This is a genomic window from Paenacidovorax caeni (genome assembly GCF_001298675.1).
Classification (GTDB): Bacteria; Pseudomonadota; Gammaproteobacteria; order Burkholderiales; family Burkholderiaceae_C; genus Paenacidovorax; species Paenacidovorax caeni.
In genome coordinates this window covers 25,738-41,050 of sequence record NZ_CYIG01000036.1, presented here as the reverse complement: position 1 = coordinate 41,050, position 15,313 = coordinate 25,738, and the positions used below count along the sequence as shown (strand labels likewise).

The 15,313-nt window shown below is 59.8% G+C and carries 11 protein-coding genes, 1 pseudogene and 1 other annotated feature; of the genes and pseudogenes, 4 read left to right on the top strand and 8 right to left on the bottom strand.

Translation table 11 applies throughout. From position 1 onward, the window contains the following. Window positions 1–26 precede the first annotated feature (26 nt). The 8 genes and pseudogenes from BN2503_RS14355 to BN2503_RS14320 all read right to left on the bottom strand — a co-directional run bounded on the left by BN2503_RS14355 (window position 27) and on the right by BN2503_RS14320 (window position 12,017). Window positions 27–1,123 (bottom strand): IS3 family transposase gene (locus BN2503_RS14355; RefSeq protein ID WP_233495088.1). Its coding sequence is split into 2 segments (ribosomal slippage): window positions 27–871 and window positions 871–1,123, totalling 1,098 coding nucleotides; the frame shifts between segments, so codons are not numbered across the junction. 62 nt (window positions 1,124–1,185) lie between these two features. Next, a pseudogene (locus BN2503_RS14345) lies at window positions 1,186–1,637 on the bottom strand (transposase); the annotation flags it as partial. After that, window positions 1,243–1,359: a sequence feature (AL1L pseudoknot), on the bottom strand. It overlaps the preceding pseudogene by 117 nt. A gap of 115 nt (window positions 1,638–1,752) precedes the next feature. Then, on the bottom strand, window positions 1,753–6,900 hold the full coding sequence (locus tag BN2503_RS14340) for a glycoside hydrolase family 99-like domain-containing protein (protein WP_233495087.1): 5,148 nt from the start codon (window positions 6,898–6,900) through the stop codon (window positions 1,753–1,755). A 37-nt stretch (window positions 6,901–6,937) separates the two neighbouring features. After that, a complete protein-coding gene (locus BN2503_RS19510) occupies window positions 6,938–7,642 on the bottom strand; it encodes a WbqC family protein (RefSeq protein WP_074930236.1) in 705 nt (234 codons plus the stop codon). Window positions 7,643–7,653: 11 nt separating this feature from the next. Further along, on the bottom strand, window positions 7,654–8,865 hold the full coding sequence (locus BN2503_RS14335; RefSeq protein WP_054257342.1) for a DegT/DnrJ/EryC1/StrS family aminotransferase: 1,212 nt from the start codon (window positions 8,863–8,865) through the stop codon (window positions 7,654–7,656). Next, window positions 8,862–9,935 (bottom strand): DegT/DnrJ/EryC1/StrS family aminotransferase, encoded by a 1,074-nt coding sequence (locus BN2503_RS14330; RefSeq protein ID WP_233495086.1) that lies wholly within the window; start codon window positions 9,933–9,935, stop codon window positions 8,862–8,864. Before BN2503_RS14330 ends, BN2503_RS14335 begins: the two co-directional genes overlap by 4 nt. Window positions 9,936–10,070: 135 nt before the next feature. Continuing rightward, window positions 10,071–10,754: a class I SAM-dependent methyltransferase gene (locus tag BN2503_RS14325; protein WP_054257340.1), complete on the bottom strand. Its 684-nt coding sequence runs from the start codon at window positions 10,752–10,754 to the stop codon at window positions 10,071–10,073. Between the two features lie 51 nt (window positions 10,755–10,805). Continuing rightward, a complete protein-coding gene (locus BN2503_RS14320) occupies window positions 10,806–12,017 on the bottom strand; it encodes a class I SAM-dependent methyltransferase (RefSeq protein ID WP_139235417.1) in 1,212 nt (403 codons plus the stop codon). A gap of 311 nt (window positions 12,018–12,328) precedes the next feature. Here BN2503_RS14320 and motA point away from each other — a divergent pair, with 311 nt between their 5' ends. The 4 genes from motA (at window position 12,329) to BN2503_RS14300 (ending at window position 15,241) form a co-directional block, all read left to right on the top strand. Beyond that, window positions 12,329–13,189: a flagellar motor stator protein MotA gene (motA, locus tag BN2503_RS14315; RefSeq protein ID WP_054257338.1), complete on the top strand. Its 861-nt coding sequence runs from the start codon at window positions 12,329–12,331 to the stop codon at window positions 13,187–13,189. Between the two features lie 39 nt (window positions 13,190–13,228). Next, on the top strand, window positions 13,229–14,164 hold the full coding sequence (gene motB, locus BN2503_RS14310) for a flagellar motor protein MotB (RefSeq protein WP_054257337.1): 936 nt from the start codon (window positions 13,229–13,231) through the stop codon (window positions 14,162–14,164). 65 nt (window positions 14,165–14,229) lie between these two features. Next, a complete protein-coding gene (cheY, locus tag BN2503_RS14305; RefSeq protein WP_074930231.1) occupies window positions 14,230–14,613 on the top strand; it encodes a chemotaxis response regulator CheY in 384 nt (127 codons plus the stop codon). 4 nt (window positions 14,614–14,617) lie between these two features. Next, window positions 14,618–15,241, top strand: a complete 624-nt coding sequence (locus BN2503_RS14300) for a protein phosphatase CheZ (protein ID WP_054257336.1) — start codon at window positions 14,618–14,620, stop codon at window positions 15,239–15,241. Window positions 15,242–15,313: the final 72 nt, after the last annotated feature.

The window sequence follows — 15,313 nt, the reverse complement described above, 5'->3', positions numbered from 1 at the left end:
GAAGTCCCCTCGAATTCCTGAGCCAGTCAGAAGTAGAGGTTGGGGAACAGTTTGACACGGTACTCGACCGGTGGGATGCGGCCAAGGGCTTCATGGGGCCGGTGGTGGTTGTAGCGGTGCAGCCAGTCCGCTGTCATGTCTCGAACCTCCGTCAAGGAGTCGAACACGTAGCAGTCCAGCACCTCGGTGCGGTAGGTCTTGTTAAAGCGTTCAACATAAGCGTTCTGCGTGGGTTTGCCGGGCTGGATGTGCTGCAAGGCGATGCCTTTGCTCTGCGCCCATTGAGCCAGCGCATTGGCGATGAACTCCGGGCCGTTGTCCAGGCGAATCGACAGCGGCGCGCCGCGCACCTCCACCAACTCGTTCAAAGCTCGGATGACACGAGCGGCAGGCAGGCTGGTGTCGACCTCAATGCGCAGGCCTTCGCGGTTGAATTCATCGATGACGTTGAATGTGCGAAACCTGCGGCCAGACCACAGCGCATCAGACATGAAATCGCAACTCCAACCCTGGTTGGGCTGGCCTGCAGCCTGCAGCGGTTGCTTGATGCGCGCCGGCAGCCGTTTCTTGCCACGCCGCGGCAGGTTCAACCGCAGCTCACAGTACACACGCCAGAGCACCGTCTTGCCCCACGGCTTGCCCTGGTAGCGAGCGCTGTCATACAGCAGCCCGAAGCCGTGGCGCGGATTCAGCGCTATGTAGGCCTGAATGAAGGTGATGACCCCGGAGTCGTCGCGTGCAACGGGCCGGTAGCGCAGCGTGGAGCGGGCAATGCCGCTGGCCTGGCAGGCGCGGCGTTGGCTCATGCCGTGCTCGACCATAAGACCTTGGACAACCATCTCGCGACGCTCCGGGGTCAGAGCTTTCGGTCAACGACATCCTTGAGAGCGTGGTGCATCAGCGCCAGGTCGGCGTACATGCGCTTGAGCTTGGCGTTCTCGTCCTGCAACTGGCGCAGTTGGGCCAGGTGCGAGACCGTCATGCCCGAGAACTGGCTCTTCCACTTGTAGTAGGTCGGCTCGCTCACGCCATGCTTCCTGCATGTCTCGGCGACCTTGGCGCCCAGCTCGACCTCCTTGAGGATGCCGACTATCTGAGCTTCGCTGAATCTGGATTTCTTCATGTAGAGACTCCGTGGGGTTGGATTCTCTACTTCCACCTGGTTCAGGTTTTCAAGGGGACTTCACGTTGACTGCGCAGTTGCGGGTTGCGTTGTCGGGCTGCGTGGCGCCAGTAACACGACGGGGCCATCTGCAGCACCCGGCAGATGGGCTCGTCCCCGTAGTCATCACGGTGGCGGTCGATGTAGGCCTTCACGATTTGAGTCGGCGGTCGAGCTCCGCCTGCGCGAAAAACGCGCTGGCCGTCTTCAGGATGTCGTTGGCCCGGCGCAATTCCTTGACCTAACGCTCCAGTTCCTTGATGCGCAGGGCGTCTGCAGTGGTGGTGCCGGGGCGCTGGCCGCTGTCGACATCGGCCTTCTTGACCCAGTCGTTCAAGGTCTGCGGCGCGCAGCCAATCTTGGGTGCAATCGATTCAATGGCTGCCCACAGCGACGGGTAGTCGGCTCGGTGCTCCTGCACCATGCGCACGGCGCGCTCGCGCACTTCCGGGGAGAACTTCGGTGACTTGTTCATGGCTCCATCTTCTCAAGAGTTGGAGCCTCCTCAAAACCATGGGCGGTTCAACTTCTCTGTGCACTGGATTTGCGGGGGGATTACCGTCAGGAGCCACCCCAAAATCCTGGACGATTCAGATCGACCAAGCATCCAGCCAAACGTCCAACCCTGTACCCTCCAACATCCATTGCCGGCGGACGGCAGTGTGCAGGGCGTCCCCCGCCTTGGCGGCCGCATCGAGATCGCGAGCGTGCATGCGAATAGCATCCACCCAATCCTTGAACCGATTACGCACTTTTGTTACCGGCAAGCTCGTGCGCCGATACGGCCCCACGTCACTGCAAACGACTGGATAGCCGCAAGCGCCATATTCAAGGAGCTTGAGCTGACTCTTGCACTGATTGAAAAGGTTGTCCTCCAGAGGCGCAATCGCAAGATCCAGGTTCAGGGCCGCCAGACGCGCGGGGTAGCGGCCTATGGGACCACCTCGGTGGTACTCGTGAACGTACGGCAGCAAAGCGTCGGGGCACAAGCCAAAGAAGACCCATTCCACTTCCTGCACTAACTCTCGCACAACATCTATCACCAAGGCCAAATCGCCCGAATGTCCCACACCGCCAGCCCAGCCCACCCGGGGCTTTGCGGACTGGCGGCGCATGGGTGTCAATGCACTCCACCACGAAGGAGGAAGCCTGTTTTCCACCACCCGGATGTCCGCGTGCAAGCCCGCAAAGGCTTCCGCCAGGGGGTCGGTGGAAACGACAAAACGATCCACATAGCCCAGCCCCCGGCGCAGTGCTTTAAGCACATCGCGCGGCAGAGCGTGGCGATGCGCATTCTGCAAAGGCAGATTGGGTAGGTAGTCATCGAGCTCATACACCTTAAACGCGCGCGAAAAAGTATGTATTCGGCGCATGGCTTCGATCTGCCTTTCGCCAATCTGCCTTTGAAGCACGATCACGTCAGGCACATAGCGTTCGAGCTCAGGCGGATCCAACGGGGCCACCGCGTAACCCCCTTCAATGCGTCCGGCAGCATGCAATGCCCGCCATGGCTGGATGACCCGGTAATGCCCGCTGCCCTGCACATCGGCAGGATGCGCCAGTATCCGCGGGCCGCATGAAGGAGCTCCTGTGGGCATACGAAGATGCGGCTCGATCTCGTAGCCCTTGCCGTACAAGGTGAAGTGCCGATGGTAGGCCGGGTCGTGTGCTAGCGCCGGGAGCCATTTCGCGTACATCGCGTCCTGCTCGGCGGCAAACCGTTGGCGCTTAGCCTCATCGGCAGCAGAGCCCACGCTTTTCTGGCTCACGCTGCCTACATGCATCATGAGCGCGTGCGGCGTCCACACCACGAGGTGACCTGACTGCCTTATCTTGAGACACAGGTCGATATCGTTGTAGGAAACTTTAAAGTCACCCTCATCCAAACCACCCACTGCCTCGTAAAGCGACTTGCGCACCATGAGGCATGCGCCAGTCACGGCGCTCAGATTCTGATCCACCAGCAATCTGTGCATGTCGCCCGGTGCATCCAGCGCAGCACCGTTGTAAGGATGGTCCGCAGGCCCATTCAGTCCCAAGACCACCCCGGCGTGCTGCACATTCCCATCAGGGTAAAGCAGCTTCGCACCGACAATGCCCACCTCGGGGCGCTGCGCGTGATTGAGCATCGCGTCGAGCCAGTCTTCCTGCAGCACCGCCGTGTCGTTGTTGAGCAGCAGCAGGTATTCGCCTCGCGCTTGTCGTGCTGCCAGGTTGTTCATGGCCGAATAGTTAAACGGGTGCGGATAGCGCAGAACGCGCAGTTGGTCCACACCCATGCGCTCGATGCCATCCAGCCAGGCCTGCGCCTCGGGAGTGCTGCTGCCGTTGTCCACGATGAGCACTTCAAAGTTGCGATAGGCGGTATTGCCGAGCAGGGTCTCCACGCAACGCTGAAGCATCGGCAATTGATCCTTGGTCGGAATGATGACCGAAACCAGCGGTGCCTGCTCATGCCCATACAGCACACGGAAGGTGCCTGGTGCGCCATCCACCACTCGGGCGTTGACGTACCCGCGTCTGTGCAGGTGGGACAACACTGCCCGCCGAGCATCCTCGCTAGCGGACACGGTGGCAGGAGCGATGAGAAATGGCTCCGGTACATGCCCCAGGCTACCGAATTCACCACTTTCGGCCATGCGCAGTAAGGCGCCTAATTCAAACGCACCGCCATCCTCGGGGTCGAACCCGCCTATGGCCTCAAGTGCCTCGCGGTGGAAGAGCCAGTGCCGGCCCATCACCCCGGGAAAGCTCACGAGCAGGTCGAGATTGAAGTCCGGGCGGAACAAGGGCAGCACCCCCTTGCTCCCTGGAACCACCTCGTCCGCATAGACGGCCTTGAACGCGGGCGTTTGCAGCAACGCCTGGCGCACCATTTCCACCCCTGAAGGCAGGAACTGCGCCCCTGCGGGCACGCGCAACCACCATTGCTCTGCATGCTGCTTCATCAAGACCATGAGGTAGGCGTAACTACCCTCAGGCAGCACCGATACCGCTACGCCGGGCGGATAGCCCCCATCCAGCCCACGCAGGCTTCGCCGCGTGGATTCTGCCGCCTCACCCTCCTCACCTTCGATGACGATGTGGACAGTTGCTGCGCCCACCTCCTGCGACATGCGAAGGCGCGCGCCTTCGGGGTCGCGCCGCTCCAGCCATTGCGCGAAGGCATCGTGCCGAGACGAGGTGGCCTCCCGCTCGCGCCGCAGGTCCTCCAGCAGCGCTTGCGGCGGGCTTTGCAGAACGCGCCGCGTGGCCTCCAGATAGGCACGACCGAACTTAGCATCCGGTTCCAGATAGCAACCCTCGCCCCATTCGTTCCATGCGTTGATAAAGACGATGCGCTCATCGCCCGCTTGCTCATCGAGGGTACGAGCCACGGTGCGGCGCAGCCATTGTTCGTAGAGTTCGGGCGTGGAGCCATGGATGACTGTTGCGCCACCCTTGCGCCGACGAGCCGCGTTGTCCCACGCGGGCACAATGCCGCGAAAGCGCTTGTAGGCGGGGCGCGGCCTGCCCAGCCAATAATCTGGCAACTGTGTGTAGTCCACCAAGCTCATCTGTTTGTCACGCAGATCGCGCAGCGCCATTTCAGGCGCTAGGGCAGAGAAATTGACCTGGTGCGGCAAAAACTCGCACGCTGCATCGAAGCCTGCCGCGTCCGGAGGCACCGACTTGAAACTGTCCACAGCAACCAGGTAGACCTCACCCAGCCCCTCGCGGCGCCAGACCTCCCGCCATACGGCGACAGAACGAGCCACGTCCGGGATGATGTCGAGCCGGTAAACCATAATCAGTGGACGCCCATTCACGCGGATGTAGCGCGCATCGCGCAGGTAAGGCATCAAGTCCAGCGCAAAGCGTTCGTCAAGCTCCGGCGAATAGCTCTGGCGCATCAGCACCTGCTGCTCGCCACCGTCCCAGCGGCGCGTCCAGTTCTCGTTGGCCCAACACAGGCAAAACGGCAGGTCGATATCGGGGCGGTTCAGCAGTTGATCGACAGGCTTCTCCAGCAACCGCTGGCCATCGAACCAGTAGTAATAGAAGCAAAAGCCTTCCAGCCCATGCTCGCGCGCCAAGCGGGCCTGACGATCCAGCACATCGACATCGGAAAGGTCGTAGTAACCCATCTCCGCCGGCACACGCGGCTGGTAGTGGCCGTCAAACAGCGGCCGCCCTTCGCGCACATTACTCCATTCGGTGAAACCCTTTCCCCACCAGGCATCGTTTTCGGGGATAGCGTGGAACTGGGGCAGATGGAAGGCAATGGCGCGCACGGCAACCTGCATCGAAGGACGCCCCACTTCCTTTGGCTTCCTGTAGGCATCTAGGCCCCGCGTGATCTCGTACTGCACCTGGTGCAGCGCAGGATTCTCCACGCGCCAGGCTTCGTCCAGCAACGTCTGGGCTACGAGTGGCGTCTGCAGAGCCTTGCGATAGCTAGCCTGGATCGACTCCAGATTGTCCCTTTCGCTGATGCGTGAAGACACCTGTGCTTGTAAGGTGCGTCCCCGCCCTAGCCGCAATTCGTGGTTCCCGATGAGCGACTCCAAGTCGGCCCGGTAAGAGCTCGCCGAAAAATGAATCCAGCTGAAATCGTCCACGCTGAAGAGTTGTGGCGCCAGATGAGCACGGAAGGTCAGGGCGTCGACGTAAGCCAGTGTGGGCTTGGACAGCAGCATGGCCTGTTGCGCCGCGCCACCGGAATGGTTCGGAACAGAATCTAGGTAGATGTCGCACGCCGCGATGTATTGCAGCAACTCACGTTCGCTGACCGGGCTTAGCCAGTGCAAGCGCTGCGCGAAACGCTCGGCCAGGGAGTCCTGGAACCGCTCTGGCCGCAAGATGCCCACAACGACAAGATGCGCCTGCGGCGCGAGATCCAACACGGGGGCGACCAAATCCAGCAGCCCCATACCACGCACCGGGTAGTATTTGTGCTCGCTACCCGAAGACAGTAGCAGTGGCGCTCCTTCAGGCACGCCTAATTTCTCGCGCAGCGCTCTGCTGTCCGGGGGAGCTTCCTGCCCCAGCCACTCGGGCGAATTTCTGTACCACACGAGGTGCTCTGGAGACACCATGCGCTCTTGAGTCGCGATAGCCACCGCCGCCGGGCTGGTACTGCAGATGGCATGGGCACTTGGCATGCCAAGCGAGAATGAAAAAAAGGCATGGTCGATGTAGACCACTTGAAGCGTATCGCGCAGGCACGCCAGCGCAACAGCGCTAGTCACATCGTCCGGATGGATATTGGCAATGAGGAATGTTGCCCCGGCAAGCTGGTCACGCGCGTGACGGATGCGAGTCAAGGCATCATCCCCATCGGAAACCTCTGTACAAACAACTCGCCCTATTCGCACAAGTTCGTTAACCTGCTCCGGTACTGAACACCCTTTTTGCGCTGTCAGCACCAGTTGGAAACTATGTTTCTGATCAAGCTGCATCCAACGCCAAGCAATCTTGGAGTGCCCACCATAAGTGTGGATACTGGTCATCAGGAAGCCAACTTGTGCCCCGCAAAGCGGGGTGGTGGCGTAGCGGGCATTCACATGCAGGGCAATTTGTTCAATGAGCGACTCCATACGGCGGTCAAGAAAAACGCCTGTATGGTTTTTCCACGCGAACGTGGCGGCTGCTGATAGATAGGCAATCGCGTCACCAAACGCGCTTGTAGCCACGGCCTGCTGAGCCTGCACCACGAGGGCATCTAAGCGAGCTCGGTTGTCCTGATAATGATTCATCCGTCTTTCCATCGCGTATCCACTAAATGTCCGTTACCTATCTCACAATCCTCGTCCCGTCGAAAATTGCTTGGCGGATTCTCTCAGGCGAATTCCACATTACAGCATCCAACACCGACAACCCCGGCTCGAAGACATAGGCGCCGGCGTCATAGGTGAATTCGCTGAATTCCAGAAACTCTAGGTTTATGCCATGGCGGCGAAAGTCCTCGGGATTGAATAGTTCTCTGCCATTTGCTGGGTTAAGATAAGATTGCGCTCCAAGCTGACGTGCAATCTCGGGCGCCCACCCTCCTGGCCCATCGACGTCTTGTAAATCAAGGCCAAGCCGTGTGCATACCTGACAATTGAAATCAAGCCCCAGGTAGTCACACACTGAGGACAAGCCGCAGACATCCAGCGCGACCAGGGAATCGTCGCTTCCCAAGCGCTCGAAGCTTTCCTCGACCAGCGCAATAGCCCGCTCATAGTAGGGAGCACGCCGCCGGTAGTGGCTAAGCTTGCCCAGCAGGCTGCGGCGCACTTCGCGCGGCGCCCCTACTCGCGCCTGCCATATACGTAGGGTGATCGAGGAGTGCGCCAGAGGCGCATTCACATAAGTCCACCCCGACTGCGGATGCAAGATTCGATTGCGGTTCATCCACGACCGTGGGGTGTACTGACTGGCATCGAACACTATCCAACGATCCGTGTGGGCAATGAGCGCAAAATGCCCCACATAGGGGAAGAAATAAGGCTGCATAATGCCTAATCTCACGCGTGCACCTCCCCCTGTCCCGCCAGCACAGCCCGTACAAGCTGCGCATTCGTCTGTGCAGCCCGTACGACCGCGGTGATACGCGCTACGGCGGCTTCATCGACAGCCTGACCGATGGGTAACTGGAGCACGCGACTGCAAAGCACCTCGGTGACGGGCAAATCCGCCGGAGCGCTCGGGAACTGTTCCCGATACGGCATGCATCGATGGATGCCCGGATAGAAATAGCGTCGAGCCAATATATTTTCGGCACGCAAGACCGCATGCAATTGGTCACGGTCCAAACCAAACACCCCGGCATCGATCTCGCAGACGACATATTGGTAGTTGGTCCGATTGACTGCAGCGGGACGCAGCAGCCGCAGCCCCTGCACACTCTGAAGCCCTGCCTCGTAGGCCGCAAACAGCGCACGGTTGCGCTCAAGGATCGAGGGGAATCCTTTGAGGCTCATCAGGGCGATGGCGGCCTGGGCCTCGGACATGCGCCCGTTAGCCGTACGGCGTACGTGCACGGGCGCCCCGGCGCCATAGCTGCTGCGAATGTTGCGTAGACGCGCAGCTAGCATGTCGTCGTTGGTGCAGACGCAGCCCCCCTCCGCCGCGCTCAGCACCTTCGTCGCATGGAAAGAAAAAACCTCGAGCGCACCGAAGCCGCCCACCGCACGCGCGCCTGCTTCACAGCCGAAGGCATGGGCCGAGTCAAAGTACAAGGGCACGCCGCGCCGCGCCGCCAGGCGGCTGAGTGCCTCATGGTCGCACACGTCGCCCCAGAGGTTGACAGCCAGTACCGCGCTCACATCTTCCTGCCGCAGCGCGTGCTCAACCCGATCTGGGTCGAGGTGGTGGCTGCTAGCGTCCACATCGCAGAACAGGGGATCAAGCCCGGCCCACGTCAGGGACTGACTCGTGGCGATGAACGAAAACGCGGACGTTATCACCCGCCCCCTGAGCCCCAGCGCATCTGCCGCCATCATGAGGCCGATGGTGGCATTCGCTACGCAGATCGCATGACGCACGCCCAGGCGCTCCTGCAGCGCGGACTCCAGTTCCCGAACCAGAGGCCCTTGGTTGGTGTAGTACTGGCGCACAAAGATGCCCCGCATCGCCTCCACGTAGTCCGGCCAGTCGGGAAAGTACAACTGCCCCACAGGCACAGCACTCTCGAACGCTGGGGCGCCCCCCAACAGCGCAAGCGTGCCTTCGCTCATACAAAAACCTCCCCCTGCAGCACAGACGCGTGCGCATGGATAAACCGCAACAGCGCCCCGATCCGCCGGATGTCGTTTTCGTCCACAAAATGCCCGCATGGCAGCAGCATGAAGCGTTCGGCGAGCCGCTCCGTCAGGGGCAACGGGCCGCTCAGCGTGGGGTAATCGGTGGGCCGCAGATGCAGGGGTGGTGCGTAATAGGCACGTGCAAGCACGTTTTCTGCATTCAGCAGATCCAGAGTTCGCTCGCGGGTGAGTGGCCAGTCGCCCCGAAGTTCGACCAAAATGCTCTTATAACCACTTTGCTCACTCTCGTCGAAGGGCACTAGGCGCATCCCCTGAAGCCCCGCCAGCACTTGCCGGTAAGCCTGGTAGCGCCCACGGTTACGCGCCACTTGCACCTCAAGGCTGTCCAGTCCAGCGAGGGCCATGGCCGCATGAACCTCGTTGAGCTTGGCGTTCATGCCGAACTCCTGCACGATATCGGGCGTATAGAAGCCGAAACCGCGCATACGCACCAGTCGGCCAGCCAAACACGCGTCGTTGGTCGTGACATACCCCCCCTCGAAGCCGTTGAGCAGCTTGCTGGCATGCAATGAAAAGCACTCGGCACGGCCGAAGCTGCCCACCTTGCGACCCTGGAAGGTTTCATAAACCGACTCGACGGCATCGATAAACAACGGAACCCCAGTTTCTTCGGACAAGCGCTCAAGCCCCGCCACATCGCAGCAATTTATGATGGGGTGCACGCCCAACAGCAGCGCCGTATCTTCGTTAACCAGCGGGCGAGCTGTCTCTGCGCTCACAGCCAGCGTCCGTAAATCGACTTCGCAGAAGCGAGGCACCAATCCCGCCCAGGACACTACGTCCCCCATGCGACGGTACGTCAGGGAGGGCATCAGAACCTCCCTGCGTCCCGGCAGGGCCAGGCACTTGATCACAAGCACCAACGCCCAGAAGCCACTGCAGAACGTTACGCAATGGGTCGTTCCGTGGAACTGCGCGAGGCGCTGCTCGAGTTGCCGCACCAGAGGGCCGTTGTTGGAAAACTGGCGGGCCTCGTAAAACACACGCGAATATGTCAGGAAACACTCAAAATCCGGCGCAGCCAAGCTAGACGTCGACCGAGGGCGCTCGAACAGAGGCGAGCCTCCGAACAACGCGAGGTCGTTTCGATGGTTTTTTTCGCACGAGGTAGACATATCCTAGGCCACACGAGTCAACAGCACGTCATAGCGGTAATGCGCCGCATAGAACGCCTGAGGCATCCTTTGTATCGACGCTGACCAGCCGCAATCGGCCGCCAGGGCCTGGAATTCCTGTTCACTGCGCCAGATGCCGATCTTGGACTCTGGATCCTTGAGCTCCCTGGCATGATCCCGCCCATCAGTGAAAAAGGCTTGGTGCAATCGCAGGTCTGGCAGATTGCCGATGAAGACACGCTCCACGTTCAAAAACGCGGTGCACAGTTGTGTGAGCACCCGCCTCGCCGTCATCTCAGGAAAATATGAAAAACTGCCGTAGCAAAGTACCTTGGTGAACCGCTCGGGTTCCAGCTCACGCACGATATAGCGCCCGACATCGTCGAGCACGAACTTTCGCCCGGGCTGCTCGAAATTCCGGCGCGCAACATTAATCAGCACATCTGAAAAGTCCACTCCTAGGAACTCACTGCATTCACCGAAAAAGTGATGTGACAACGCACCGTTCCCGCACGCTAGGTCGAGCAGGCGGTCATCCGGTTGTAGGTGTAGCGCCTGCCTGATGGCATCAACGATCAGTGCTATCTGCGACTCCGAAACAGGTTGCCCATTCACCGTACGCTTAACCTGACCCCAAAAATCTGTAGGAAAGCACTTTTTCGGATACTCCTTGAAATCCGACTCCATATGCGATGCCTCACACTTAGTTAGCGCCCGATTAATCAAAAATGCAGTCAGTCAAGCCGCGCAAACCAAACTATTGCGCCGAAGCACAAACAACGCTTGAGGCAATACCTGACGATCATCGATAAAATCCACCAGATCAAAATATCGCCCCCAACAGCGCTCGATGTAACCACGAGGAATCAGCGATTCTCCGTAGGTACCCCCATACTGCCCCTCCCCAAAATGCAAAAATTGCCCAACATCGTAATCTCGAAAAGCCTGCTCAGAATCAGCAAAAGCCTTTGCCAGGGAGATAAACCAAGGATGGGATCGATCACCGGATTCGCGCACATCACGACAAAAATCAATGAAACTGCGCCCTTGGGTGGTCATAAGCACCAAAGCGCCAGGTTTGGTGACACGAGCGAACTCTGCAATCCATGCGTCGGCGCAGTGCGGCGCCAGGTGCGAGAAAACGGAATAGCCAAACACCAGATCCACCATGCCGCTGCGCAGTGGACAGGGCGGCAAGGTTCCGACCTTGAGGAAGTTAGCCATGCCAAAGGCCTTGCGACAATGCTCGACCATGCCCTGATTGACCTCCAACCCATACAGGTTGTCGGGATGCACGTATTTGAGCATGAAGCGCGTGTAACGCCCCCATCCGCTACCGAAGTCCACGGCGACACTGTCATCCGACAGCGAGAGGCCATGCTTACTCAGTTGCGCCAACAGTACCTGCATGAATCTCTGAGCCTCCTGCAGCGCGGCAACCCCTGAAGATCCGACAAACATGCGCTGCGCATCCTCGCCGATGAAGGCAGGCAGCAGGTGTCCGTTGAATGGCTTTCCGGCGACGCTATCGAACAGTACCGACGCCCATTGTGCGTCGCTCAGCCGCTGCGCATCGGCATGCAGCGCGGATGCACTATCGCCCAGCCACTGCGCCAGCCATTCGCTCGCCTGACTTGAAGAAATCGTTACCTGGTTGCCAACTTCCAGAGAAGATTCAGCGCTCAACCCCTTTACGGCCTCCACCAGATTATCAATAAGCAGCTCCCCCGCCTCCGCCTGCTGACGATGAGCCTGAAGGAAATATCCAGCAGCCTCGCCGACGCGCCCCAACCGGAAAGCAACAACAGCCAGATCATTCAAAATCCGGAAATCAGCCCCTCCCCATTTTTCGTTTAGAGATTGAAGTTGCCACAAGGCATCCTCCAAGCGGCCTTCAGAAAAATCCAAATAGGCAGCCTCACGCAAAGCTTCGAATTCAGGAATAGACAATTTACCCCCAAGACCATGAAAAAATATTGTAATATATTAGAGTTTTCAGAACAAAACCCACCCAAACAACCACCAAAAACCAGAATAACTGATTGATAAAATTTAAAAACCAATATCTAGATAAAATAGTGAATCAGACACACCCTAACTCTCCTAGCCGCGCATCTTCGAACCGATGCCGGATGGCTGCCCAGCACAGCTCAACACACATCAAAGGAGTCATCACTGCAGGCGCCTCACAGGAACTGAGCACGTATGCCGACCCTAATCTGGAGTTAGAGTACGTTCTACTCTGACACAATTGGTGGATCATGTTCGTCATTCTCGGCTACTTCATCACTTTTGGGTGCGTTTTCGGCGTATTCGTAGCCCACGGCGGCAACGTGAACGTGCTGCTGGAGGCGCTGCCGTTTGAAATGATCACGATTGGCGGCGCAGCTCTGGGGGCGCTCATCGTGAACAACCAGCCCAAGGTGCTCAAGGCCACGATGGCTGCCATTCCTGCAGCGCTCAAGGGCAACAAGTACACCAAGGCACGCTACATGGACCTGATGGCGCTGCTCTACGACATCCTGCAGAAGGCGCGCAAGGAAGGGCTGATGGCGATCGAGGGAGACGTTGAGAACCCCAAGGAGTCGGCGCTGTTCACTAAATATCCGGGCGTCGGCACCGACCACCATGTGGTGGAGTTCATGACCGACTACCTGCGCATGATGGTGTCGGGCAACCTCAACGCGCATGAAATCGAGGCGCTGATGGACAGCGAAATCGAGACCCACCACCAGGAAGCCCATGCCCCGGTGGCAGCGCTCACGCGCCTGGCCGGTGCGCTGCCCGCCTTCGGTATCGTCGCGGCAGTGCTGGGTGTGGTGAACACCATGGGCTCGGTGGGCCAGCCGCCCGCTGTACTTGGCGGCATGATCGCTTCCGCGCTGGTGGGCACGTTCCTCGGCATCTTGCTGGCCTATGGTTTGGTCGAGCCCCTTGCTGGCCTGCTGGAGCAGAAGGCCGAGGACGCCGCCAAGGAGTTCGAATGCATCAAGTCCACCCTGCTCGCCAGCATGCAGGGCTACAACCCGGCAACGGCCATCGAGTTCGGGCGCAAGGTGCTGTTCTCCACTGACCGTCCTACGTTCATCGAGCTGGAAAGCCACGTCAAGGGCAAGAAGTAAGCACGTGTCTGCGCCCTAAGCCCGCCACTACGCAACGCCATGGCCGAAAAGAAGCTCCAGCCCATCATCATCAAGCGCGTCAAGAAAACCGCGCATGCCGCGCATGGCGGGGCCTGGAAAATCGCCTACGCCGACTTCGTCACGGCGATGATGGCCTTCTTTCTGCTCATGTGGCTGCTGGGCTCGACGGCTAAGGGCGACCTGCAGGGCATCGCTGCCTACTTCGCCTCGCCGCTCAAAGTGGCAATGGCAGGCGGCGACGGTGCGGGCAACAGCTCCAGTGTGATTCCGGGCGGCGGCACGGATCTTTCCAAAGTGCATGGCCAGGTGCGCCGCTCCGACTCCGCGGAAGACACCAACCGCCGCATGGACCTGAGCTCCCGCGCCGAACGCGCACGCCAGGATGCGGCACGGATCCGCGCGCTGCACGCCAAGATTGACGCGATGATCACGGAGAACGCCAAGCTCAATGAGTACCGCTCGCAGATCCGCATCGATGTGACGCCCGACGGCCTGCAGATTCAGATCGTCGACGACCAGAACCGCCCCATGTTCGACAGCGGGAGCGCACTGGTGAAGCCTTATATGCGCGACATTCTGGGTGCTATCGGATCTGCCCTGGGGGGCGTGGAAAATCGCGTGAGCCTGGCAGGCCACACCGACGCCACACCCTACGGCAACGGCGAGCGCGGCTACAGCAACTGGGAGCTTTCCGCCGACCGGGCCAATGCCTCGCGCCGCGAGCTGGTGGCCGCCGGCATGCCCGACGCCAAGCTGGCCCGCGTGGTGGGCCTGGCCGCAAGTGACCCACTGGAGCCGACCAACCCGCGCGCGGCCATCAATCGGCGCATTACCATCACCATCCTGACCCGGGAGGCCGAGGAACGTCTGCTGGGCAAACAGCCCCTCGAAGTCCCGATTGAACAATTGCTTCCTGAAAAGCAGGACAATCCCTCACCGGGTAAGCAGCCGTAACCACTTGTCACAGCGGCTGCGCCCATGAGACCATTGACCATAAATACCGACCGAAAGGGTCCCACGTGGCAGACCTTCGTTTCTTGATCGTTGACGACTTCTCGACCATGCGGCGCATCGTCCGCAACCTACTGAAGGAAAGCGGCTTTGCCGATGCCGACGAGGCAGAGGATGGCGTCGCTGCCATGCAGAAACTGCGCAATGGCAAGTTTGATTTCGTGGTGACAGACATCAACATGCCAAACATGAATGGCTTCCAACTGTTGGCCGAGATCAAGGGGGACGAGAAGCTCAAGCACCTTCCCGTGCTGATGGTCACGGCCGAAGCACGCAAGGAAGACATCGTGGCGGCTGCGCAAGGTGGTGCCGCAGGCTACATCGTCAAGCCCTTCACCAAGGCCACGCTGGAAGAGAAAGTGACCTTGATTCTCAAGAAGATGGGGCTATGAAACCATGGACACCCCGGAAACACCATCGAACAGCACACCCGACGTACACCAAAAAATCGGCCTCCTGACGCGCCAGCTGCACGACGCGCTCAACCAGCTGGGCTACGCCGACAAGCTGCGCGGGAGCGCCGGAGAGCTGCCCGATGCACAAAACCGCCTGTCCTACATTGCCCGCTTGACGGGGGAAGCCGCCGAAAAAGTGCTAGGACGCGTGGAGCAGGCCAAGACCCAGCATGAGTACATCGCGGCCGAGACCAAGCGCGTGCTTGATGCGCTGGTGAAGGACCCCGTTGCCGCCGTGGCCAAAGGAGAGGTCTACAACCATCTGGTAGACATGGAGCGTGTGACCAAGGAAGCGGACGAGCACCTCACCGAGATCATGATGGCGCAGGACTTCCACGACCTGACCGGCCAGGTGATCGCGCGCGTGGTGACCTTGGCGTCGACGATTGAGCAGCAACTGGTGCAGCTGCTGGTGCAAACCGCCCCCGCTAGCTATGCCCCCACCGCGCCACAGCCTGCCGAACGTGAACACCTGCCTGGCCCCGTGGTGGACCCCGAGAACACCCCGGATGTGGTCACCGACCAGTCGCAGGTGGACGATCTACTCGCCAGTTTGGGTTTTTAACCGCACTCCACGCCGTCCACCAAGGCCGAATAGCACCCCTTCAGGGGCGTTATTCGGCCTTTAGTTTTGGCA